The sequence below is a fragment of the Piscinibacter gummiphilus genome, from assembly GCF_032681285.1.
Taxonomy (GTDB): domain Bacteria; phylum Pseudomonadota; class Gammaproteobacteria; order Burkholderiales; family Burkholderiaceae_C; genus Rhizobacter; species Rhizobacter gummiphilus_A.
On the sequence record NZ_CP136336.1, the window covers coordinates 3280589 to 3301743 of the forward strand.

21 protein-coding genes are annotated in these 21155 nt (G+C 68.2%); 8 read left to right on the forward strand and 13 right to left on the reverse strand.

Annotation, left to right across the window (positions count from 1 at the left end; translation table 11 throughout):
- The first annotated feature begins 16 nt into the window (after positions 1 to 16).
- Entirely contained in the window at positions 17 to 301 is a 285-nt protein-coding gene (locus RXV79_RS15285) for a late competence development ComFB family protein (RefSeq protein ID WP_316698675.1), read from the forward strand.
- A gap of 23 nt (positions 302 to 324) precedes the next feature.
- Here the strand turns inward: RXV79_RS15285 and RXV79_RS15290 are convergent, their stop codons facing one another.
- The gene (locus RXV79_RS15290) at positions 325 to 1143 is read right to left on the reverse strand and encodes a crotonase/enoyl-CoA hydratase family protein (protein WP_316698676.1); all 819 of its coding nucleotides are present in this window, start codon (positions 1141 to 1143) and stop codon (positions 325 to 327) included.
- A 167-nt stretch (positions 1144 to 1310) separates the two neighbouring features.
- On the opposite strand from RXV79_RS15290, the gene RXV79_RS15295 reads away from it, so the two are divergent.
- Genes RXV79_RS15295 through RXV79_RS15310 form a run of 4 tightly spaced genes read left to right on the forward strand, consistent with a single transcriptional unit; the run spans position 1311 to position 5796 of the window.
- A complete protein-coding gene (locus RXV79_RS15295) occupies positions 1311 to 2276 on the forward strand; it encodes a hypothetical protein (RefSeq protein ID WP_316698677.1) in 966 nt (321 codons plus the stop codon).
- A gap of 18 nt (positions 2277 to 2294) precedes the next feature.
- Positions 2295 to 3116, forward strand: coding sequence for an enoyl-CoA hydratase (locus RXV79_RS15300; RefSeq protein WP_316698679.1), 822 nt, complete (start codon positions 2295 to 2297; stop codon positions 3114 to 3116).
- Positions 3117 to 4799: a class I adenylate-forming enzyme family protein gene (locus RXV79_RS15305; protein ID WP_316698680.1), complete on the forward strand. Its 1683-nt coding sequence runs from the start codon at positions 3117 to 3119 to the stop codon at positions 4797 to 4799.
- Between the two features lie 28 nt (positions 4800 to 4827).
- Positions 4828 to 5796, forward strand: coding sequence for an NAD(P)H-dependent flavin oxidoreductase (locus tag RXV79_RS15310; protein ID WP_316698681.1), 969 nt, complete (start codon positions 4828 to 4830; stop codon positions 5794 to 5796).
- 7 nt (positions 5797 to 5803) lie between these two features.
- Here RXV79_RS15310 and RXV79_RS15315 read toward each other — a convergent pair whose 3' ends face one another.
- Entirely contained in the window at positions 5804 to 7081 is a 1278-nt protein-coding gene (locus tag RXV79_RS15315; RefSeq protein ID WP_316698682.1) for a cytochrome-c peroxidase, read from the reverse strand.
- A 3-nt stretch (positions 7082 to 7084) separates the two neighbouring features.
- Positions 7085 to 7528 carry a FixH family protein gene (locus tag RXV79_RS15320; RefSeq protein WP_316698684.1) on the reverse strand — a complete coding sequence of 148 codons (444 nt, stop codon included), beginning with the start codon at positions 7526 to 7528 and terminating at the stop codon, positions 7085 to 7087.
- 89 nt (positions 7529 to 7617) lie between these two features.
- Here RXV79_RS15320 and RXV79_RS15325 point away from each other — a divergent pair, with 89 nt between their 5' ends.
- Positions 7618 to 8418, forward strand: coding sequence for a helix-turn-helix transcriptional regulator (locus RXV79_RS15325; RefSeq protein ID WP_316698686.1), 801 nt, complete (start codon positions 7618 to 7620; stop codon positions 8416 to 8418).
- A gap of 3 nt (positions 8419 to 8421) precedes the next feature.
- Here RXV79_RS15325 and nadB read toward each other — a convergent pair whose 3' ends face one another.
- On the reverse strand, positions 8422 to 10083 hold the full coding sequence (gene nadB, locus RXV79_RS15330; protein WP_316698688.1) for an L-aspartate oxidase: 1662 nt from the start codon (positions 10081 to 10083) through the stop codon (positions 8422 to 8424).
- 166 nt (positions 10084 to 10249) lie between these two features.
- Here nadB and RXV79_RS15335 point away from each other — a divergent pair, with 166 nt between their 5' ends.
- A complete protein-coding gene (locus RXV79_RS15335; protein ID WP_316698690.1) occupies positions 10250 to 11530 on the forward strand; it encodes a hypothetical protein in 1281 nt (426 codons plus the stop codon).
- Between the two features lie 57 nt (positions 11531 to 11587).
- On the opposite strand, the gene clpB is transcribed toward RXV79_RS15335, so the two are convergent.
- The 4 genes from clpB to RXV79_RS15355 all read right to left on the reverse strand — a co-directional run bounded on the left by clpB (position 11588) and on the right by RXV79_RS15355 (position 15959).
- Positions 11588 to 14179, reverse strand: coding sequence for an ATP-dependent chaperone ClpB (clpB, locus tag RXV79_RS15340; protein ID WP_316698692.1), 2592 nt, complete (start codon positions 14177 to 14179; stop codon positions 11588 to 11590).
- 61 nt (positions 14180 to 14240) lie between these two features.
- A complete protein-coding gene (crcB, locus tag RXV79_RS15345) occupies positions 14241 to 14630 on the reverse strand; it encodes a fluoride efflux transporter CrcB (protein WP_316698694.1) in 390 nt (129 codons plus the stop codon).
- Positions 14627 to 15109, reverse strand: coding sequence for a molybdenum cofactor biosynthesis protein MoaE (locus tag RXV79_RS15350; protein ID WP_316698696.1), 483 nt, complete (start codon positions 15107 to 15109; stop codon positions 14627 to 14629). The genes crcB and RXV79_RS15350 overlap by 4 nt, the downstream gene beginning before the upstream one ends.
- 19 nt (positions 15110 to 15128) lie before the next feature.
- Positions 15129 to 15959 (reverse strand): alpha/beta hydrolase, encoded by an 831-nt coding sequence (locus tag RXV79_RS15355; RefSeq protein ID WP_316698697.1) that lies wholly within the window; start codon positions 15957 to 15959, stop codon positions 15129 to 15131.
- 295 nt (positions 15960 to 16254) lie between these two features.
- On the opposite strand from RXV79_RS15355, the gene dapA reads away from it, so the two are divergent.
- Complete coding sequence (gene dapA, locus RXV79_RS15360; protein WP_316698699.1) at positions 16255 to 17142, forward strand: 4-hydroxy-tetrahydrodipicolinate synthase; 888 nt, start codon at positions 16255 to 16257, stop codon at positions 17140 to 17142.
- On the opposite strand, the gene RXV79_RS15365 is transcribed toward dapA, so the two are convergent.
- Genes RXV79_RS15365 through thrC form a run of 5 tightly spaced genes read right to left on the reverse strand, consistent with a single transcriptional unit; the run spans position 17139 to position 21147 of the window.
- Positions 17139 to 17765, reverse strand: coding sequence for an HAD family hydrolase (locus RXV79_RS15365; RefSeq protein ID WP_316698701.1), 627 nt, complete (start codon positions 17763 to 17765; stop codon positions 17139 to 17141). The genes dapA and RXV79_RS15365 overlap by 4 nt on opposite strands.
- Positions 17762 to 18013 (reverse strand): MoaD/ThiS family protein, encoded by a 252-nt coding sequence (locus RXV79_RS15370; protein ID WP_316698702.1) that lies wholly within the window; start codon positions 18011 to 18013, stop codon positions 17762 to 17764. Before RXV79_RS15370 ends, RXV79_RS15365 begins: the two co-directional genes overlap by 4 nt.
- On the reverse strand, positions 18010 to 19251 hold the full coding sequence (glp, locus tag RXV79_RS15375; RefSeq protein WP_316698703.1) for a molybdopterin molybdotransferase MoeA: 1242 nt from the start codon (positions 19249 to 19251) through the stop codon (positions 18010 to 18012). The genes RXV79_RS15370 and glp overlap by 4 nt, the downstream gene beginning before the upstream one ends.
- Entirely contained in the window at positions 19217 to 19753 is a 537-nt protein-coding gene (mobB, locus tag RXV79_RS15380) for a molybdopterin-guanine dinucleotide biosynthesis protein B (protein WP_316698705.1), read from the reverse strand. Before mobB ends, glp begins: the two co-directional genes overlap by 35 nt.
- 2 nt (positions 19754 to 19755) lie before the next feature.
- A complete protein-coding gene (gene thrC, locus RXV79_RS15385; protein ID WP_316698707.1) occupies positions 19756 to 21147 on the reverse strand; it encodes a threonine synthase in 1392 nt (463 codons plus the stop codon).
- Between the last annotated feature and the right edge of the window lie 8 nt (positions 21148 to 21155).

Genomic DNA, 21155 nt, shown 5'->3' on the forward strand with positions numbered 1-21155 from the left:
CCCACGGGGGAACACCATGAGCGCATCTGATTTCGAGTCGATCCACAACCACTACGAGCGGATCATCTTCGAGGCCGTGCTGGCCTCGGCCGCGAAGTACCAGGTGCCGCGCGACCAACTGGCCGACGTGGCCTGCGTGGCGCTGAACCGGCTGCCGCCGCGCTACATCCGCCACGACGTCGACCTGGTCTTCTACCTCACGGAGAACGAGCGCGCCCACAACGAAGTGGCCATCGCCGAGGCGGTGAAGTACGCGTTCGAATTCGTGCAGGCCCGAAGCGCCATGAAGGCGCGCTCATAGTCAAGCGCCATGAAGGATCGCCGTTAGCGACCCTTGAACACCGCGGGGCGCTTCTCGACGAAGGAGCGCACGCCCTCGGCCCAGTCTTCACTCGCGAAGATCTTCTTGCTGATGGCGGCGAAGTCGGCCACCGCAGCTGCGGGGCCTTCTTCCACCGCCTTGATCGCGTTCAGTCGCGTTGCCGTCACCGCCAGCGGCGCCTGTGCCGCGATGCGCTGCGCAATCGCCAGCGCCTCCTCGAGCACCAGCGCATTCGGCACCACCTTCTGCACGAAGTTGAGTCGGTAGGCGGTGGGCGTGTCGAATTCGTCGCCGGTCAGCAGATAGAGCATCGCGTTGCCGAGGCCCGCACGCTCCGACATGCGCAGCGTCGCACCGCCACCCGGCATCAGGCCGCGCTGCACTTCCTTCTGGCAGAAGCGGCAGTCTTCACCCGCCACCACGATGTCGGCCCCCAGCATTAGCTCGATGCCCACCGTGAAGCAGATGCCCTTCACCGCGGCCACCACCGGCTTGGTGCGCCGGCGGTAGCCGGGCTTGCCGAAGTCGTGCGGCTCGACCAGCCCTTCGGGGATCAGCTTCTGACCACGCTCCAGGTGCGACTGCACGGCCGGCATGTCGAGGCCTGCGGTGAAGTGGTCGCCGAACGCATGAAGCACGCCGACGAAGAGCGAGGGGTCGTCGTCCAGCCGCGTGTACGCCTCGCCCAGCTGGCGGAACATCTCGGGCGTCCAGCCGTTGCGCTTGGCCGGGCGGTTGATGCCGATGAGGAGCACGTTGCCGACGACTTGCGTTTCGATGCAGCCGTGGGCTGGCAGGGGCGTGGTGGTGGTCAGTTCCATTTTCGGATTCGGGTTTGTGCGGAGTGTTGGGGTAGACGCGGCCCGAAGCCGCGCGGGGCTTGCATCTTCCGCCATCGCCGCGCCAGCGCCTGACACCCGCGTGACTGTGAAGGCCAATCGCGAAGCCTATGCTCGTCCTCTCTCATTCATCGCTGCCAGGACGATCCATGACCGCCCCCTTCGACACCACCCTCGCCCTGTGCGGCCCACTGCGCCAACCCCGCCAGATGCTCGCCGAGCAGACCTACGGCGGCCACCTGTCCATCCACGACGACAAGACCGCCGGTGACCTCGGCCTCAAGGCCGGCCCCATCGAAGGCCCCACGCATTTCAGCCAGTTCGACCCGCTGCTCGTGAGCCTCTTCGGCAACGCCTGGTTCGAGAGCGGCTGCATCAGCGCGCATTACCAGAACATGGTGGTCGAAGGCGAGGAGGTGCGTGCGTTCGTGCAGCCACCGTCTCGTGGTCAAGGCCTGGGGAGCGAGAAGCTCGTGCGCATCTGGGCCGAGAAGAAAGACGGCACGCCCGTGCTCACCGGCACGGCCTCCGTCGGCGACGTGCCCGATGCGCAACACGAGATCCCGCAGCGCATCGCCAAGCTGCGCCCCGCCCCCGGCCTCGTAATCAACCGCGACCTCAAGGTCGGCCAGCGTGGCGCGCAGAAGGAAACCATCGCCATGGGCTTCGACCAGCACATGGGCGACTACTACCCCTTCACGCTGAACTCGAAGCTCAAGGTCATCACCGAGCCCTCGCCCTGGTACACGGCCGAGGGCGGTGCCTCGTCGCCCTGGGGCCGCGCCATCATCCCGATCGAGATGATCAGCGTGCTGCTCGGCAGCACCTCGGCGCTCGCCGGCTTCAAGGGCAAGCAACCCGCGGTCGGCCTCTTTGCCGGCCAGCAGATCCGTTTGATCAAAGGCCCGCTCTTCGTCGGCCAGTCGTATGACCTGGAACGCGAAATCATCGCCCTGAGCGAAAGCGCGCGCACAGAGTCGTGCTGGATCCGCACCCAGGTCTACGTGGCCGGCACGCGCACGCTGGCGGCCGAGATGATCTTGAACAGCGCGACGCTCAAGGCCTCGTATGCCAACTATGAAAAAGACGCGCGCGAACTCGGCCTCGTGAAGTAAGACGACAGGAGACAGCCCATGACCACGCTCGACACCGGCACGCCCGACCTCCAAGCCACGCTGCACAGCGGCGTGCTCACGCTCACGATGAACCGCCCCGAGGCGCGCAACGCGCTCTCGCGCGCCATGCTGCAGGCCATGCAGCAGCAACTCGTCGCGGCCGAGTTCAACAGCGAGGTGCGCTGCATCGTGCTCACGGGCGCAGGCAAAGCCTTCTGCGCCGGTGGCGACGTGAAGGGCATGGCCGCGGCCGGTGACGGCACGGTGGGCCAGCGCACGATCGACGAAGCCATCCACCAGCAGCGCCACAGCCAGCGGGAAACGGCCGGTCGCCTCTTCAAGATGCCCAAGCCCACGCTTGCCGTGCTGCCCGGTGCCGCGGCTGGCGCCGGCCTCTCGCTCGCGATGGCCTGCGACCTGCGGCTCATGAGCAGCAGTGCCTTCATGACGACCGCGTTCGCAAAGGTCGGCTTCGCCGGCGACTACGGCGGCACCTATTTCATGACGCAGCTCATCGGCGCCGCCAAGGCACGCGAGCTGTACATGCTGTCCGACCGCGTGTCGGCCGACGAAGCCTTGCGCCTGGGCCTCGCCAACTGGGTGGCCGAGCCCGACCACCTGGGCGCGCGCACCAACGAGATCACCGCCCGCCTCGCCATGGGCCCGGCGGTCGCCTACCGGTACATGAAGGAGAACCTCAACCGTGCGATGGCCGGCGAGGTCGACGAGTGCCTGGACCTCGAAGCCACGCACCACATCCACTGCGGGCAGACAGAAGACCACAAGGAAGCCGCCAAGGCATTCGTCGAAAAACGCGAGCCGGTCTTCAAGGGGCGCTGAATGCCCGAACCCATGCTCCGAGCCCAGGCGATCGCCGAACTCACCGCGCCGGGGCAGCCCGGCGAGCTGGTCGACATCGTCGCCCATGGCCGCAAGGTGAAGGCGTTCAAGAACGCCCCGCCCACGCTGCGCGACTACTACGAGCTCTACGTCACCGACCTGCCCTTCCTGATCTACGAAGACGAGCGCTACACCTTCCGCGAGGCGTGGCAGCAGGCCTCGCGCATCGGGCACGTGCTCGTCCACCAGTGCGGCGTGAAGCCGGGTGACCGTGTCGCGATCTCGATGCGCAACTATCCCGAGTGGATGATGACCTTCAGCGCCATCACGTCCATCGGCGCCATCGCAGTGGCGATGAATGCGCACTGGCAGGCCGACGACATGGCCTATGCGCTCGTCGACTGTGGCGCGAAGGTGCTGCTGGCCGACCAGGAGCGGCTCGACCGCCTGGCGCAGAAGCCCGTCGACGGCCTGCAGGTGCTGGCCGTGCGTGCCATCGAGCTCAAGGCCGGCGCGCGCGACCTGAAGGCCGTGACGGCGGCTGTCGGCGATGTGCCGATGCCGCCCGTGGCCATGCACCCCGACGACCTGGCGATCATGCTCTACACCTCAGGCTCCAGCGGCCGGCCCAAGGGCGTGCCGTCGACGCACCGCATGGTGATCACGGCGCTGCTCTCATGGGAGCTCGACTACGCCATCCTCGACAAGGTCAACGGCGTCGTGCGCCCCGAGCCGGTCGAGCAGCCCGGCACCTTGCTGGCGGTGCCGCTTTTCCATGTGACGGGCTTGCATTCCTCGTACCTGGGCAGCTACCGCTTGCAGCGTCGCCTCGCGAGCATGCACCGCTGGGACGCAGAAAAAGCCGCGGAGCTCATCGATCGCGAGCGCCTCACCTCGCTCGGTGGCCCGGCGGCCGTCACCGGCGACCTGATCCGCGTGGCGCAGTCAGGCAAGTACAGCCTGGCCACGCTCGCATCGCTCGGCGGCGGCGGCGCACCGCGCGCACCCGAGCAGGTGCGCCAGATCGACGCGAGCTTTGCGCAGGCCGTTCCCAACATCGGCTGGGGCATGACCGAGACCAACGCCATCGGGGCCGGCATCGTCGGCCAGGACTATCTCGATCACCCCACCAGTTCCGGCCACTGCTCGCAGGTGCTCGAACTGCGGGTCACGGACGAGTCAGGCCGCGTGTTGCCACCCGGCGAGCGCGGTGAACTCTGGGTGCGCGGCACCTCGGTGTTCACCGGCTACTGGAACAACCCCGAGGCGAACCAGCAGTCGTTCGACGGCGACTGGTTCCGCACCGGCGATGGCGCCACCATCGATGCCGAGGGCTACCTCTACATCGTCGACCGCATCAAGGACCTGATCATCCGCGGCGGCGAGAACATCGGCTGCGGCGCGGTCGAAGCGGCCCTCTTGATGCACCCCGAGGTGATCGAGGCCTCGGTCTACGCAGTGCCCGACGAGCGTCTCGGCGAAGAGGTCGGCGCCACCGTCTACGGCACCGACCGGCTCGACGTCGACCAGCTGCGCCGCTTCCTCGAAGCGCACCTCGCAAAGTTCGAGATCCCCCGCTACATCGAGCTTGCGAGAGCACCCCTCCCCCGCACGCCTTCCGGCAAGATCCTGAAACGCGAAATCAAGCAGGCCGCCATCGCCCGCCTCACGACCTCCACCTAGAACTCCCCACCCAAGAGGACTCTCTCCCATGAAGACCCGCATCACCGAACTCTTCGGCATCGAGCACCCCATCATCCAGGGCGGCATGCACTACGTCGGCTTCGCCGAGATGGCCGCGGCCGTCTCGGAAGCCGGTGGCCTGGGCATCATCACCGGCCTCACGCAGCGCACGCCCGAGCTGCTGGCCAAGGAGATCGCACGCTGCCGCGAGATGACGAAGAAGCCCTTCGGCGTGAACCTCACCTTCCTGCCGTCGGTCAACACGCCCGACTATCCCGGCTACATCAAGGCCATCATCGAAGGCGGCGTGAAGGCGGTCGAGACGGCCGGCAACAACCCGCAGAAGTACCTGCCCGCGCTGAAGGAAGCTGGCGTCAAGGTGATCCACAAGTGCACTTCGGTGCGCCACTCGCTGAAGGCCGAAGCCATCGGCTGCGATGCGGTGAGCGTCGACGGCTTCGAGTGCGGCGGACACCCGGGCGAAGACGACGTGCCCAACTTCATCCTGCTGCCGCGTGCGGCCGAAGAGCTGAAGATCCCGTTCGTCGCCTCGGGCGGCATGGCCGATGGCCGCTCGCTCGTGGCCGCGCTCTCGCTCGGCGCCGACGGCATGAACATGGGCACGCGTTTCATCGCGACGAAGGAAGCCCCGGTGCACCAGAACGTGAAGGACGCCATCGTCGCCGCCAGCGAACTCGACACCCGTCTTGTGATGCGCCCGCTGCGCAACACTGAGCGTGTGCTGAAGAACGCCGCCGTCGACCGCCTGCTGCAGAAAGAGCGCGAGCTGGGTGCGTCGATCAAGTTCGAAGACATCGCCGCCGAGGTGGCCGGCGTCTACCCGCGCATCATGAAAGAAGGCGAGATGGACCTGGGCGCCTGGTCGTGCGGCATGGTGGCCGGCCTCATCAAGGACGTGCCGACCGTGAAGGAGCTGATCGACCGCATCATGGCCGAGGCGCACGCGATCATCCACGAGCGCCTCGCCAAGCTCTGAGCGGGCCTCAGCGCAGCGGGTCGATCACCGGCCCGGAAAGCGCTTCGAGGAACGACACCAGGTCACGCAGCTGCGCTTCGCTCAGGCGGATCGGCTGGCGCTCGACGTGCACATGCCCTTCGCGCGCCAGCTCGCTGTGGCCCACCGTCGCGGCCGGTGACGCGACGTAGTGCGCCACCACCGCCTGCAAGCTCGGCAGCTGGCCGGCGTGCATGTAGGGCGGCCTGAGCGCCACGTTGCGCAGGCTGGGGGTCTTGAACGCCCCCTTGAGCGCCGGGTCGGCTTCGTCGACGAGAAAGCGCAGCTCCTCGCAGCCACGGGTCTTGTCGGCATCGCTGTGCGGGCCGAAGCAGTTGAACTCGTCGCGCGATAGCGCGGCGATGGCGCCGGCACGCCCGAGGTCCGGCCGGCCCGGGTCGCGCTGCGGCACCCCGGTGTTGTGGAAGTGCTGGTCGGTGAAGAGCGGCCCGTTGTGACACGTCGCGCACTGCCCTGGGCCGATGAAGGCACGCAGGCCACGCACCTCGGCGGGTGACAGCAGCTGCTGGCCTTGAGCATCACCCGCCAGCGTGGCCTGCACGTAGCGGTCGAAGCGCGAGGCGCCGTAGCTCACCGAGCGCTCATAGGCCGCGATGGCCTTGCCGACGTTGGCGAAGACGCGGTTCACCTCCGCTTGCACCGAGGCAGGCAGGGTGGCCCAGGCGCGGCGCTGCTCCGGTGTGCCGAGCGGGCCGGCATCTGCGGGCCACGCCGCCATGTCGGGCAGGCGGCCGAACACGGCTTCGTACTCGTCGCGGTGATGCTGGCGCACGAGGCGGCTCACGTGCACGCGGGTGGTCGCATGCTCGGCGCCGTCTTCCAGGGGCCCGAGCGCCTGCGACCACAGGCTGTCCTTGCGGCCGTCCCAGAACTTCCACGGGCTGTGGGTCGTCGCGATGATCGGCATGCTGCGGCGCGTGCCGGTGCCCACGCCTTTGCCGACGGGTACGCCGTCCTGGAATTGGCGGTCGGCGGCGTGGCAGGTGGCGCACGACACCTGGCCGTTGGCACTCAGCCGCGCGTCATGGAAAAGCTTGCGCCCGAGCGCCGCCGCAGCAGGCGAGCGCTCGAAGCGGTTCGACGCATCGGCCGGCGCGGGCGGCAGCGCGTCGAGTTGCATCGAGGCGAGCAGCTTCAGCTCCTCGCCGCTCCAGCGGTCGCGCAGCGGCGTGCGGTTGAAACTGAAGCCGCAAAGCAAGAGCACCGCGAGGCTGCCGGCCAACAAGAGGCGGGTCGAGCGGCCCATGGTTCAACCGCCCTTCACCACGGTGTTGAAGGTGACCTTGTCGGCCCCCTGCTCGCCTTGCACCGCGAGCTTGATCTCCCACCAGCCGGTCATGCTGAACTTCATGCCTTCGATGAGGTAACGGCCATCGGCCAGCTCGCGTGTCACACGGGGCCGCGTGGGCAGGCCGTGCCCGTGCTGGGGCATGCCGCCGTCGACGGCGATGCGCGCCTGGCGCACCGGCTGTCCGTCGGGCGTGGCCACGCTCACCTCCCAGGCATGCATCTGGTTGATGGCGGGTGCGCTGGCGGGCGGCTGCAGGCGGATGCGATAGCGGCCTTCCACCGTCTGGCGATCAAGCGATGTGTCGAGATTCGCCGGCGGCGACATGCAGGCCGACACCAGCAGCAGCGCGACGAGTGAGGCGGCCTGGGCGAAGGGCTTGAGGGGGCGGGTGAAGCGGGTCATCGAGGTTCTCCGGTTGCAAAGGGTGTGTGGAAGAATTCTGCGGAGCCGCGCCTCTTGCGGATTGAACGAAAGGGCTGACCTTCGTGGCGATGAACCTGCCTCCCGCCGTGCACCCTGCGCACCAGGTCAGCCCGCCAGCAGCCAAGGCCCTGGCCACCGGCCGCGTGCTTTTCTGGACGGGCGGCAGCCTCTGGATCGGCCGCGGCGAAGGCCGCACCGAGTGGCACAGCCACCATGCCTTGCAGATCGCGCTCGCCCTCGACGGCGTGTGCCTCTTTCGCAGCGAAGGCGACGGGTGGACGGAGTTCAGCGCCGCGCTGGTCGGCCCCGACAGGCTGCATCAGTTCGAGGTGGAAGGCGCGACGGTCGCGCACCTCTTCGTCGAGCCCGAGACGGCCCAGGGCCGCGCACTGCGCCAATGGCTCGGCGACTCGCCGATCGCGGCGCTGCCCGGCGCGCAGGAACGGGCACTGCTCGACTGCCTGCGCCAAGTGCTGCATGCCCCGGCGCCCGCCACCCTCGAGGCGGCGCACCACGCCATCGAGCTTCTCGCAGGCGTGCCGGCACCCGCCGAGCCGGTGGACGCGCGCGTGGCCAAGGCCATTGCGCATGCCCGCGCGCAGCTTCACCGGGGCGTGACGCTCGCCAGTGCGGCCGAGGCCGCGGCACTGTCACCTAGCCGGCTGCGTCATCTCTTCATGCAGGAGACCGGCACGGGCTTTCGCGTCTACGTGCTGTGGCTGCGCCTGAATGCGGCCATCCAGTCGGCGCAGGCTGGCCGCAACTGGACCGAGGCCGCCCACGAAGCCGGTTTTGCCGACTCGGCCCACCTTACGCGAACCTTCAAGCGCATGTTCGGGATCAACCCGGCGGCGCTGGTGCCGGGCTGAGACCTATCGCCAAAGGCCCGTGGGCCCCGCGCCGCGCGGCTGCGGCCCACGCTGCGTGCGCCCCGCAGGCCTCATGAGGATGGTCGGGAAGCTCACCGGCAGCGTCTGCGGGAAGTCACGGCTGAAGTGCAGGCCGCGGCTTTCGTGCCGCATCAGCGCCGAGCGCACGATCAGCTCGGCGCAGTCGACGAGGTTGCGCAGCTCCAGCAGGTCGCGCGTGACGCGGAAGCTGCCGTAGTAGTCGTCGATCTCGCCGCGCAGCAGCGAGATGCGGTGCAGCGCACGCTCCAGCCGCTTGGTCGTGCGCACGATGCCCACGTAGTTCCACATCAGCAGGCGAAGCTCGTCCCAGTTGTGCGAGATGACCACCTGCTCGTCGGAGTTCTCGACCTGGCTTTCGTCCCACGCCGGCAGCACGGCCTGCTCGCACCCGCCCTGCGTGAGGATGCTCGCGGCACAGGTGCGGCCGAGCACCACGCATTCGAGCAGCGAGTTGCTGGCCAGGCGGTTGGCGCCATGCAGGCCGGTGTAGGTGGTCTCGCCCACGGCGTAGAGGCCGGGGATGTCGGTGCGGCCGTGCAGGTCGGTCACCACGCCGCCGCAGGTGTAGTGCGCGGCAGGCACCACGGGAATGGGCTGCGTGGTGATGTCGATGCCGAGCTTGAGGCAGCGCGCGTAGATGGTCGGAAAGTGTTCCTTCAGGAACTCGGCCCCAAGGTGCGTGGCGTCGAGCAGCACGTTGTCGACACCGTGCTTCTTCATCTCGAAGTCGATGGCGCGGGCGACGATGTCGCGCGGGGCCAGCTCGCCGCGCTCGTCGTGCGCATGCATGAAGCGCGTGCCGTCGGGCAGCTTCAGGTGGCCGCCCTCGCCGCGCAGCGCCTCGGTGATGAGGAAGCTGCGCTCCTGCGGGTGGTACAGGCAGGTCGGGTGGAACTGGATGAATTCCATGTTGCCGACCCGGGCGCCTGCGCGCCAGGCCATCGCGATGCCGTCGCCGGTGGAGGTGTCGGGGTTGGTCGTATAGCGGTAGACCTTGCCGGCGCCGCCCGTGGCCATGACCACCGCCGCGGCGGGCAATGTCTCGACGCGCTGGTGGTCGATGTCGAGTGCGTAGACGCCGTAGCAATGCGGCTGCTCGTCGCGCTTGAGGTGGCGCGAGGTGATCACGTCGACCGCCATCCAGCGCTCGCGCAGCTGGATGTTGGGATGTTTGGCCACTTCCTCGAGGAGCACGTCGTGGATGGCCTTGCCGGTGGCATCGGCCGCGTGGGCGATGCGCCGCACCGCGTGGCCGCCTTCGCGCGTGAGGTGCAGGCCGAGCGGGCCCTCGGGGTCGGGCGAGAACGGCACGCCGCGCGCCACCAGCCACTCCACGGCCGCTGCGCTGTGCTCGGCGATGAAGCGGGCGGTGTGCTCGTCGACGAGGCCGGCGCCGGCGTCCTGCGTGTCGCGCACGTGCGATTCGATGCTGTCGTCGGTGCCCAGCACGCCCACGATGCCGCCTTGGGCCCAGGCCGTGGCGCCTTCGTTCAGCTTTCGCTTGGCCAGCACGATCACGGGCTGCTTGTCAGCCAGGTGCAAGGCCACGGTGAGGCCCGCAAGCCCCGCTCCGACGATCACCACGGGAAGCGTGGGCTGAACGGGCGTGCTGGCTTGTGGCATGGGTGATGCAAAGACGCTGGGAGGGCCGGATTCTATCGACGGGCCCCTCCGGCCTTCGTGTTCTTTAGGGATGGGCGTGCCGCCAGCGGTGTGAAAACATGCCCCGGCCACCCGTCACATTTGGAAACAGCGGGCCTACACTGGCGAACCGGCAAGGCGCACCCACATGTCGATCTCCTCCCCACCCTCTTCCGGCCGAGCCGACGAATGGCAGTCCACGCGCGCGGAGACCGCGGTGCCCACGCAGGTCCAGCCGCGCGAGGAAGACGAGACCGACTCCGCACAGCGCGACATCGGCCGCCAGGTGAGCCCCACGCAACGCGAGCTCTTCGTCTCGTGCGACCCGGCCGAGGCGATGCAGCAGCAGTTCGATCACCTGCAGCCCGAGTACATCGCGCTGCACGACATCGGCACCTCGTCGTCGCGCAAGCTGCTGGCCGGCGTGGCGGCCGCCAGCGGGCGCCCGGTGCAGAAGCTCATCGTGCGCCGCCAGGGCTACGGCACGCCGCTCGCCACGCTCGAATTCGTCGACTTCCCGTCGGTCGGGCAATCGTCCCTGCGCCTCTACACCACCGAGACCGACGCCGACACCCACCAGCGCCATGAACTCGCGCGTGTGCTCCTGTGCTACAGCCGACTCGGCGTCATCATGGTCGGCGACCTGCCACCGCACCTCATGGGCTCGTCGTTCGAGCCGCTGCGCGAGGCGATGATCAAACGCGACTGGCGCAACCGGCACCTGCTGCTGCTGCCGCTGGCCAACTCGACCGCACTCAACACCACCGCCACCGAGCTCGGCCGCGGCACCGGCGTGGCGGTGCGCACCACGCCGCAGGTCACGCGCCCGGCCGATGCGTGGTCGTTCATCAGCGGCACCTGGAACCGCCTGCGCGAGCAGATCCACACCGAAGCCGGGCTGGGCCTGCCGCCGCTGCCGGGCGCCAACAGCCGCGCTGCCGCCAGTGGCGCGGCGCCAGACGCTCCCGTGAGCGCCCCCACGCCGCTCTCGCCGCCCGTCATTCCGCCGGTCGCGATGAAGCCGATGCCGTCGACCAGCCCGCGCGAACCGCGGCCAGACGACGGCCCGCTCGCCCGCTACGTGCACCAACTCATCGAGCTGCCGGGCATGGTGAGCGTGGCCATCTTCGAGGTGGCGAGCGGCCAGGCCGTGCTGCATGCCGGTGCCCGCCCCGGCGGCACCGAACTCGGCCAGCACGGCGCCGCGCTGCTGGCTGCCATGGCCCACGCGAGCCGCACGCTCGGCATGGGCCACGCGCTGCCCGAAGCGGCCATCACGCTCGGCACGCACCACCTGGTGCTGCGCGCGGTGCCGCACCACCCGGGGCTTGCACTGCACGCGGTGCTCGACAAGACCCACGCGAACCTCACGCTCGCGCGGCTGCAGATCGGCCGCATGGATGCGGTGCTCGACGCCGAGCGCTCGTAAAAGAAAAGGCCGCGCTCCCTCTCGGGACGCGGCCTTTCGCAGGGTGAGCGGCGAACCTTAGTGCACCGTGCGCTCGAAGCTCAGTTCGCCGTTGGCATTGACCACCACCGGGATCACGTCCTTCGGCCCGAACTTGCCTTCGAGGATCAGCTTCGACACCGGGTTCTCGATGCGCTGCTGGATCGCCCGCTTGAGCGGCCGCGCACCGAACACCGGGTCGAAGCCCGCCTTGGCAATCTCGGCCAGCGCGGCGGGCGAGACGTCGAGCTTCATGTCCATCTTCTCCATGCGGCCCTCCAGCACCTTGAGCTGGATCTTCGCGATGGACTGGATGTTGGCCTGGTCGAGTGCGTGGAACACCACCGTCTCGTCGATGCGGTTCAGGAACTCAGGGCGGAAATGCTGCTTGACCTCGACCCACACCGCGTCGCGGATGGCTTCGGAATCCTGCCCGGCCATCTGCATGATCTGGTGCGAGCCCAGGTTGCTGGTCATCACGATCACCGTGTTCTTGAAGTCGACCGTGCGGCCCTGGCCGTCGGTCAGGCGGCCATCGTCAAGCACCTGCAGCAACACGTTGAAGACATCGGGGTGGGCCTTCTCCACCTCGTCGAGCAGCAGCACGCTGTAGGGCTTGCGGCGCACGGCTTCGGTGAGGTAACCACCTTCGTCATAGCCCACATAGCCCGGAGGCGCGCCGATCAGGCGGGCCACCGAGTGCTTCTCCATGAACTCGCTCATGTCGACGCGGATGAGCTGCTCTTCGCTGTCGAAGAGGAACGAGGCCAGCGCCTTGCACAGCTCGGTCTTGCCGACACCCGTGGGGCCGAGGAAGAGGAACGAGCCCGTCGGGCGGTTGGGGTCGGACAGGCCCGAGCGTGAACGGCGGATGGCGTTGGCCACGGCCGAGATCGCCTCGTCCTGCCCCACCACGCGCTCGTGCAGCTTGGTCTCCATCTGCAAGAGCTTCTCGCGCTCGCCCTGCATGAGCTTCGCGACCGGGATGCCGGTGGCACGCGCCACGACTTCGGCGATCTCTTCCGAGCCCACCATCGTGCGCAGCAGCTGCGGCCGGCCGGCGATGCCGCCCTTCTTCAACTCCTTGGCCTGCGCGTCTTTCAGTGACTTCTCCAGCTCCGGCAGCTTGCCGTACTGCAGCTCGGCGACCTTGTTGAAGTCGCCCTTGCGCTTGAACTCCTCGACCTGGAAACGCAGGCGGTCGATCTCTTCCTTCACGTGCGCAGAGCCCTGCGCCGTGGCCTTCTCGCTTTTCCAGATTTCTTCGAGGTCGGCGTACTCGCGCTCGAGCTTGCCGATCTCGTCTTCGATCAGGCCCAGGCGCTTCTGCGAGGCTTCGTCCTTCTCCTTCTTCACCGCTTCGCGCTCGATCTTGAGCTGGATCAAACGGCGGTCGAGCTTGTCCATCGCCTCCGGCTTGGAGTCGATCTCGATCTTGATCTTGGCCGCGGCCTCGTCGATGAGGTCGATGGCCTTGTCGGGCAGGAAGCGGTCGGTGATGTAGCGGTGCGAGAGCTCGGCCGCGGCCACGATGGCCGGGTCGGTGATCTCCACGCCATGGTGGACTTCGTACTTCTCCTGCAGGCCGCGCAGGATGGCGATGGTCGCCTCCACGCTCGGCTCGCCGACGAGCACCTTCTGGAAGCGGCGCTCCAGCGCAGCATCCTTCTCGACGTACTTGCGGTATTCATCGAGCGTGGTGGCGCCGATGCAGTGCAGCTCACCGCGCGCGAGCGCGGGCTTGAGCATGTTGCCGGCGTCGATGGCGCCTTCGGCCTTGCCGGCGCCGACCATCGTGTGGATCTCATCGATGAAGACGATGGTCTGGCCTTCGTCCTGAGCCACTTCCTTGAGCACGCTCTTCAGGCGCTCTTCGAATTCGCCGCGGTACTTGGCGCCGGCCAGCAGCAGGGCCATGTCGAGCACGAGCACACGCTTGTTCTTCAGCGTGTCGGGCACCTCGCCGGCCACGATGCGCTGGGCCAGGCCTTCGACAATGGCGGTCTTGCCCACGCCGGGCTCGCCGATCAGCACCGGGTTGTTCTTGGTGCGACGCTGCAGCACCTGGATGGCACGGCGGATTTCGTCGTCGCGGCCGATCACCGGGTCGAGCTTGCCCATGCGGGCGCGCTCGGTCAGGTCGAGGGTGTACTTCTTGAGCGCCTCGCGCTGGCCTTCTGCCTCGGGGCTGTCGACCTTCTGGCCGCCGCGCACCGCGTCGATCGCGGCTTCGAGCGCCTTGCGCGTCAGGCCGTGCTCCTTGACGAGGGGGCCGACCGATTTGCTGTCAGCCGCGGCGAGCAGGAACATTTCGCTGGCGATGTATTGATCGCCGCGCTTGGTGGCTTCCTTCTCGGACGCCTGGATGAGCGCACCCGTCTCACGCCCGGCCTGCACCTGCTCGCCGCCCTGCACCTGCGGGAGCTTCTTGATCTCGGCTTCTAGCGAGGCTTGGAGCTTGGCGGTGTTGACACCCGCTCGCTCGAGCAGGGCCTTGGGGCCATCTGTTTGGGCCAGCATCGCGGCCAGCACGTGGACGGGCTCGATGTAGGGGTTGTCGCGGGCGAGGGCCAGGCTCTGGGCTTCGCCGAGGGCTTCCTGGAACTTGGTGGTGAGCTTGTCGAGACGCATGGGTGAAATCCTCCGAATGCAGGGGATCTGAGGCGGCCTCGCCAGTTTTCAAGCTTGCGGTTCAGGCCAGCATGACGCGCATCAAACGAAACCCCAGGGCGGCACACGCGAGGGAACCCACGACGTGGCTCAGGGTATGGAGCAAGGCCCAGCCATAGTCGCCGCGCTGCATGAGGCCGAGCGATTCTCCGGAAAACGCCGAAAAGGTGGTGAGGCCGCCGAGGAAGCCGGTCACGAGCAGCAGGCGCAGCAGCTCATTGGGCGTGCGATCGAACCACACGATGGCCATGCCGATGAGAAAGCCCCCCACGCAGTTGACCAGCAGGGTGCCAAAGGCGAAGCCCGAGGAATGCACGTTGAGCCACAGGCCTGCAGCCCAGCGCAGCACGGCGCCGATGGCGGCACCCAGCGCCACTGCCAGGATCTGCACATAGGGGAATGTCGGTGTCATGCGCCGGCATTCTCGCTGGCGATGCCCCAGCGGGCGAGGGCCTCGTCGTCGTGGATGCGGGCATCGACCCAGCGCGCCCCGTCGGGCGTGTGCTCCTTCTTCCAGAAAGGCGCCTGGGTCTTCAGGTAGTCCATCAGGAACTCGCAGGCCTGGAAGGCCTGGCCGCGGTGGGCGGAGGTCACGGCCACGAGCACGATCTGGTCTTGCGGCTTCAGCGCGCCCACGCGGTGGACGACGCGGGCGGCGCGGATGTCGAAGCGGCGCTGCGCCTCAGCCATCATCGCCTCGATGGATTTCTCGGTCATGCCGGGGTAGTGCTCGAGCTCCATCAGCTGCACGCCCTGGCCGTCGCTGCGGTCGCGCACGGTGCCGACGAAGCTCACGATGGCGCCAACGCCGGGGTCGCCCGCGCGCAGTGCGGCCACCTCGGCGCTGAGGTCGAAGTCGTCGGTCTGGATGGTCACGCGGGCGGTGTTCATGTGGCCTGGGATTGTGGCGTCAGTTGGATTGCATGAAGCGCACGATGGTGTCGACCGTCGCGGCCTCCTGCCCGACGTAGCCATGCGGCGAGCGCCCTTCGCAGGCCCCAAGGCTCGCCTGGCCGGACGGTCCCGCCCCACCTTCGACCGACACCATCTGCTTGCGCGCACTGCCGAGCTGCGCCAGCAGGCGCGGCATCTCGCCCGGGGGCGAACGCAGGCACTGGTCGTGCACATGGCCGATCACGAGCACCGGCACCTTGATGGCCGCGAGCGAGAGGTCGAACACGGTCTGCTGCGTCCACGGCTTCACGCCTCCCGTCGTACCGTGTATCAGCGCCGAGCTGAGCACCACGCCGTCGGGTGCGGCATCGCCTGTCGCGCGAGACGCCACGTTGGCCGCCGAGATCGTGCCGCGGCTGGTGCCGATCACCCACAGCGGCCCTTTCACGCGACGGCGCAGGTCCGCCACCACGAGGCCGAGATCGGCGCCGTGGGCCTCGGTGTTGCGGAAGCCGGCCAGGCCGCCCACGCCCTGGTGGTCGGTCGGCACGTCGACCAGCGCGGTGGCGTAGCCGGCCTCCCGGAAAAGCGAGGCAGAGCGCACGAGGAAGTTGCCGCCGAGCGCCTTGGGGCAACCCTGCGCATCGAGCTTCAGGTGCCCGTCCCCACCCGCCAGCAGCACGAGCGCACCGCGCACCGCCAACCTTTCCGCGGGCCGCGCCAGCGAATACGGCATCTGGGTGCCATCGTGCGTGGCGATCGTCACCCGCTCTCCGCAGGCGGCCACTGCCAAGCCTGGCAGGGCCAAGGCGCACACGAACCAGTGGCGCAGATGACGCAGAAGCATCGCAATCTCCCGGCCGAGAGGGCCTGCGGGAAATTGTGGCACCGCCACGGCGCAACACAGGTCAGAATGGCGCCCATGCTTCTGCGCTGCACTTACATCGTCTCCAGCCCTTCCGGCGGAGCCGCGTGCGCGCTCAAAGCCAAAAAGCAGACGCTCATCTGACCGGAGCGCTGCAGTTCCGTCGTCAGCTGAGCGACGGAACAGACTTCACGGCAGGCCTCCACCCTTCCCCACGCTGAACCCGAGCTCTCCGACGCGGACCTTCATCACGGTCTTTCGTTCAAGGAGAACCCTCGTGGGTCAGTTCGTCGATCTTTCCGGTTTCTGGATTCCCCTCGTCACGCCGTTCCAAGGCGATCAGGTGGACCTGCCAGCCCTGCAACGGCTGGTGGGCCACCTCGCCAAGGCGCCCATCACGGGCTTCGTGGCCTGCGGCAGCACCGGCGAGGCCGAGTCGCTCACGCATGCGGAGCAGCTGGCCGTGCTCGACACCGTGCTGGCCCACGGCCACGACAAGCCGGTCATCATGGGGATGGCGGGCACGCGTCTCGACGACATGCTGCCGCACCTGCACGACATCACCAGGCGCCCCGTAGCCGCCGTGCTGATCTCGGCGCCCTACTACCTGCGGCCCTCGCAGGCCGGCATCGCCGCGCACTTCCGGGCCCTGGCCGATGCGTCGGCGGCGCCAGTGATGCTGTATGACGTGCCGGTGCGCACCGGCGTCCAGATGACGCTCGACACCCTGCTCGGCCTGGCCGCCCATCCCAACATCCGTGGCATCAAGGATTGCGGCGGCGACGAGGACAAGACCCGAGCCCTGGTCGACGACGGCCGCCTCACCGTGCTGGCCGGCGACGACCACCGCATCTTCAGCACCGTGTGCATGGGCGGCGCCGGAGCCATCGCCGCGTCCGGGCACCTGCTGCCGCAGCACTACGCACGCCTCGTGGCATCAGCGCGCGACGGCCGGCTCGCCGAGGCGCGCCGCCTCTACCACGCGCTCGCCCCGCTCTCGCTGGCGCTCTTTGCCGAGCCGAACCCGAGCGTCTCCAAGGCGGTGCTGGCGCGGCAGGGCTGGATGAGCGATGCGCTGCGTCCACCACACAGCCCGGCGTCGGTGGAAGCGGTGCAGCGCGCATGGGTGGCGCTGGAGGCGGCCGAGCGGAAGCTCTCCGCCTAGCTGGCTTCGACGCCCAGGCGCTGCAATGCGAGAATGAGCGCGGCCACGTCGCGGCGCTCGTCGTCGAAGTGCACGGTGTGCAGACCCAGTGCGGCAGCGGTAAGCAGGTTGTCCGGGCTGTTGTCGATGAAGACCGCCTGCTGCGGCTGCACCCCGGAGACGGCCAAGGCGTGCTCGAAGATGCCAGCGCTGTCTTTGCCCATGCCGACAACCGACGACACCACGATCGGGTCGAACACAGCATCGAGCCTCTGGTAGAGGCGCAGATGGTCGATGCGATCGCGCTTGTTGTCGGTGATGAGGCCCACGCGGTAGCGGGTCGCAAGCTGCCGTGCGAGGCTCATCACCTCGTCATCCAGCGGCGTGCTCTCGAAGGCGATGGTGAGGAAGCCGAGCGGGATGTCGCGCTTCAGGGTTGCGCAGACCGATGGCCAGATCGCTTCGTGCGTCGTGCGACCAAGGTTGAGCGCATCGTTATGCGGCTGGAGCGCAGCGCGGATCGCCTCGAACGGCAAGCCGGTCTGCTGCGCCAACGAGCGGCAGGTGGTGAACGAGCCGGTCTTGTCGCGGGTGAGGACGCCGTCGTAGTCGAAGAAGACGGCGCGGATCAAGGCGTCGCTCAACCGCCCGTCACAGGCGGAAAGAAGGCGAGTTCGGCGTTGTCGTGCAGCGCGGCCGACTCGTCGCACAGGGTCTGGTCGAGCGCGGTGCGCACGGCGCGTGTGCGGGCCAGCGCCTGGGCGTGGGCGCCGCCGCGGGCGATGAGCGCGTCGCGCACCTGGGAGACGGTGCTGCCGTCGGTGGCCTCGAGGGTTTCGCCCGCACCGAGGGCCTCGCGCAGCGACGCGAAATAGCGCACGCGAACCTTCATGCCACCCACTCCGCCAGGGCGATGAAGCGCACCGTGTCGCCCGCGCGGATGGGTGTGTCGGGCGGGTTGTCGATCAGGCCGTCCGCCCACACGGTGGAGGTGAGCACGCCCGAGCCCTGGTTGGTGAAGAGGTCGAGGCCGCCACGCTCGTTGCGGCGGGCGCGCAGGAATTCGCGGCGCTTGTCGGCGCGCGGCCAGTCGAAGTCGGCACGCATTGGCACGCCGACGGGCTGCAGCGCGGTCGCGCCCTGCAGTTTCAGCAGCAAGGGCCGCACGGCGAGCAGGAAGGTCACGAAGCTCGACACCGGGTTGCCGGGCAGGCCCACGAACCAGGCCTTCCCCGTCGATTCATCGCCTTCGGCACGGCGCACGCTGCCGAAGGCCAGCGGCTTGCCGGGCTTGATGGCCATCTGCCAGAGGTCGAGCGCGCCTTCGGCTTGCACGGCGGGCTTGAGGTGGTCTTCTTCGCCGACCGACACACCGCCGCTCGTCACGATGAGGTCGTGGCCCTGCGCCGCGCGCCGCAGCGCGTCTCGCGTGGCCTCGAGCTGGTCGGGCACGATGCCGAGGTCGGTGCATTCGCAGCCCAGCGCCTGGATCAACGCACGCAGCGTGAAGCGGTTGGAGTTGTAGATCGCACCCGGTTTGAGCGGCTCGCCGGGCATGGCGAGTTCGTCGCCCGTGGAGAAGAGCGCCACGCGTGGACGGCGCGCCACGGCAAGTGTCGCGGCACCCGCAGTGGCGGCCAGGCCCAGCGCTTGCGCCGTGAGGCGCAGGCCGCGAGGCAAGGCCACGTCATCGCGCGAGAGGTCTTCGCCGCGGCGGCGGATGGCGGTGCCAGGCTTCGGCTCGGTGTTGATGCGCACGCTGCCGTCGAGCGCTTCGCACTGCTCCTGCATCACGACGGCATCGGCGCCGTCGGGCACCAAGGCGCCGGTGAAGATGCGCGCGGCGGTGCCCGCTTGCAGCGGCGCGCCGACCGTGCCGGCCGGAATGCGCTGGCTGATGGGCAATACGGTGCCGCTCGCAGGCACGTCGGCACTGCGCAGTGCATAGCCGTCCATCGCGCTGTTGTCGGCCGAGGGCACGTCGACCAGCGAGCGCACCTCCTGCGCCAGCACGCGGCCCAGCCCGTCGAAGGTGGAGACGATCTCGGTCTCGGCCAGAGGCGACACCGCGCCGAGCAGCCGCGACAGGGCCTCGTCAAGCGTCAGCATCGAAGGGCGAGGTGTATTCATGGCGATCGGCATGGGACAGGAGGAACTCGGCCACCGCCTGCACATCGTCGAGATGGAACACCGGCAGCCCGGTCGGCACCGGCAGATTGTGCGGCGCGTCGGTGGCGACCGCGATCACGAAAGGGTCGTCGGGGTAGTGCGCACGCTCGCCGGTCTCGGCCCGCCACACCTCGATCTTCGTCAGGTCGGCATGCCGGAAGCCTTCGACGATGGCCCAGTCGCACGGCGCGAGTTCAGCCAGCAATTGATGCACGGAGATCTCGGTTTCGACCTCGTATTCGCGGACCTTGGCGAGCCGACGGTTGGAGGCGACCACCACCTCGAAGGCACCGGCTTCGCGGTGGCGATAAGAGTCCTTGCCGGGGTGGTCGATGTCGAAGCGATGATGCGCGTGCTTGATCACCGACACCCGCTGCCCCGCTTGCTTCAGGCAGCCGATCAGCTTCTCGATGAGGGTCGTCTTGCCCGAGCCGGAATACCCGCTGAACCCGACAACTTTCATGCTCAGACGTGTGCGCTGATGTAGCTCTTCACCGCCGCTGCGTCGGCCTTCATCACCTGGAAGCGCTTGGGCAGGTTCTCGATGCCCTTGAGCGCCGCCGGCCGGTCCGGCTCGCGGCCCAGGGCTTCGACGATGGTCTCGGCGAACTTCGCAGGCAGCGCGGTCTCGAGCACGATCATCGGCACGTTGGGCTCGAGGTACTCGCGTGCCACCTTGAGGCCGTCGGCGGTGTGGGTGTCGACCATCAGGCCGCTGTCCTTGAAGGTCTGGCGGATGGTCTCCAGGCGGTCGGCGTGGGTGCTGTGGCCGGAGAGGAAGCCGTACACCGAGATGCGGTCGAACTCGCCAGGGGTCAGCTGGAAATTGCCGGCATGGAACAGCTCGCGCACCCGGTCGGCATTGCGGCCCAGCAGGTCGAAGACGAAGCGCTCGAAGTTCGAGGCCTTGGAGATGTCCATCGACGGGCTCGAGGTCTCATACGTCTCGGCGCTCGCACGCGGGCGGTAGCTGCCGGTGCGGAAGAACTCGTCGAGCACGCGGTTCTCGTTGGTCGCGAGCACCAGGCGTTTGATCGGCAGGCCCATCATGCGCGCCACATGGCCGGCGCAGATGTTGCCGAAGTTGCCCGAGGGCACGGCGAAGCTCACGCGCTCCTGCTCGCTCTTCGTCGCCTGGAAGTAGCCGGCGAAGTAGTACACCACCTGGGCCAAGAGGCGCGCCCAGTTGATCGAGTTCACGGTGCCGATCCGGTGCTTGCGCTTGAACTCGAGGTCGTTGGAGGTCGCCTTGACGATGTCCTGGCAATCGTCGAACACGCCCTCGATGGCAATGTTGTGGATGTTCGCGTCTTGCAGGCTGAACATCTGCGCCTGCTGGAAGGGGCTCATGCGGCCGTGCGGCGAGAGCATGAAGACGTTCACGCCGGCCTTGCCGCGCATGGCGTATTCGGCGGCGCTGCCGGTGTCGCCTGAAGTTGCGCCGAGGATGTTGAGCGTCTCGCCGCGGCGGCCCAGTTCGTATTCGAAAAGGTTGCCCAGCAGCTGCATCGCCATGTCCTTGAAGGCGAGCGTCGGGCCGTTCGACAAGGCTTCGAGGTACAGGCCGGGCTGCACCTGCTTGAGCGGCGTGATTTCCTTCGTGCCGAAGACTTCCGGCGTGTAGGTCTTGTCGACCAGGCGGCGCAGGTCGGCGGCCGGGATGTCGTCGATGTAGAGCGACAGGATCTCGAACGCCAGCTCGGCATACGACAGGCTGCGCCACTTCGCGAGCATCGCGCGGGTGACGATGGGGTAATGCGTGGGCAGGTACAGGCCGCCGTCCGGCGCCAGGCCTTCGAGCAGGATGTCTGAGAAGCGGCGCGGGGTCTTGTCGCCGCGGGTGGAGATGTACTTCATGTGCGGGT

What these genes read in the sequence shown, in the direction of transcription:
- thrC (WP_316698707.1), bottom strand. Translation starts at nt 21,147, where the DNA reads ATGAAGTACATCTCCACCCGCGGCGACAAGACCCCGCGCCGCTTCTCA.
- clpB (WP_316698692.1), bottom strand. Translation starts at nt 14,179, where the DNA reads ATGCGTCTCGACAAGCTCACCACCAAGTTCCAGGAAGCCCTCGGCGAA.
- RXV79_RS15325 (WP_316698686.1), top strand. Translation starts at nt 7,618, where the DNA reads ATGAACCTGCCTCCCGCCGTGCACCCTGCGCACCAGGTCAGCCCGCCA.
- RXV79_RS15355 (WP_316698697.1), bottom strand. Translation starts at nt 15,959, where the DNA reads ATGCTTCTGCGTCATCTGCGCCACTGGTTCGTGTGCGCCTTGGCCCTG.
- RXV79_RS15370 (WP_316698702.1), bottom strand. Translation starts at nt 18,013, where the DNA reads ATGAAGGTTCGCGTGCGCTATTTCGCGTCGCTGCGCGAGGCCCTCGGT.
- nadB (WP_316698688.1), bottom strand. Translation starts at nt 10,083, where the DNA reads ATGCCACAAGCCAGCACGCCCGTTCAGCCCACGCTTCCCGTGGTGATC.
- RXV79_RS15285 (WP_316698675.1), top strand. Translation starts at nt 17, where the DNA reads ATGAGCGCATCTGATTTCGAGTCGATCCACAACCACTACGAGCGGATC.
- RXV79_RS15320 (WP_316698684.1), bottom strand. Translation starts at nt 7,528, where the DNA reads ATGACCCGCTTCACCCGCCCCCTCAAGCCCTTCGCCCAGGCCGCCTCA.
- RXV79_RS15310 (WP_316698681.1), top strand. Translation starts at nt 4,828, where the DNA reads ATGAAGACCCGCATCACCGAACTCTTCGGCATCGAGCACCCCATCATC.
- crcB (WP_316698694.1), bottom strand. Translation starts at nt 14,630, where the DNA reads ATGACACCGACATTCCCCTATGTGCAGATCCTGGCAGTGGCGCTGGGT.
- RXV79_RS15315 (WP_316698682.1), bottom strand. Translation starts at nt 7,081, where the DNA reads ATGGGCCGCTCGACCCGCCTCTTGTTGGCCGGCAGCCTCGCGGTGCTC.
- RXV79_RS15300 (WP_316698679.1), top strand. Translation starts at nt 2,295, where the DNA reads ATGACCACGCTCGACACCGGCACGCCCGACCTCCAAGCCACGCTGCAC.
- RXV79_RS15350 (WP_316698696.1), bottom strand. Translation starts at nt 15,109, where the DNA reads ATGAACACCGCCCGCGTGACCATCCAGACCGACGACTTCGACCTCAGC.
- RXV79_RS15305 (WP_316698680.1), top strand. Translation starts at nt 3,117, where the DNA reads ATGCCCGAACCCATGCTCCGAGCCCAGGCGATCGCCGAACTCACCGCG.
- RXV79_RS15335 (WP_316698690.1), top strand. Translation starts at nt 10,250, where the DNA reads ATGTCGATCTCCTCCCCACCCTCTTCCGGCCGAGCCGACGAATGGCAG.
- glp (WP_316698703.1), bottom strand. Translation starts at nt 19,251, where the DNA reads ATGAATACACCTCGCCCTTCGATGCTGACGCTTGACGAGGCCCTGTCG.
- RXV79_RS15295 (WP_316698677.1), top strand. Translation starts at nt 1,311, where the DNA reads ATGACCGCCCCCTTCGACACCACCCTCGCCCTGTGCGGCCCACTGCGC.
- mobB (WP_316698705.1), bottom strand. Translation starts at nt 19,753, where the DNA reads ATGAAAGTTGTCGGGTTCAGCGGGTATTCCGGCTCGGGCAAGACGACC.
- RXV79_RS15290 (WP_316698676.1), bottom strand. Translation starts at nt 1,143, where the DNA reads ATGGAACTGACCACCACCACGCCCCTGCCAGCCCACGGCTGCATCGAA.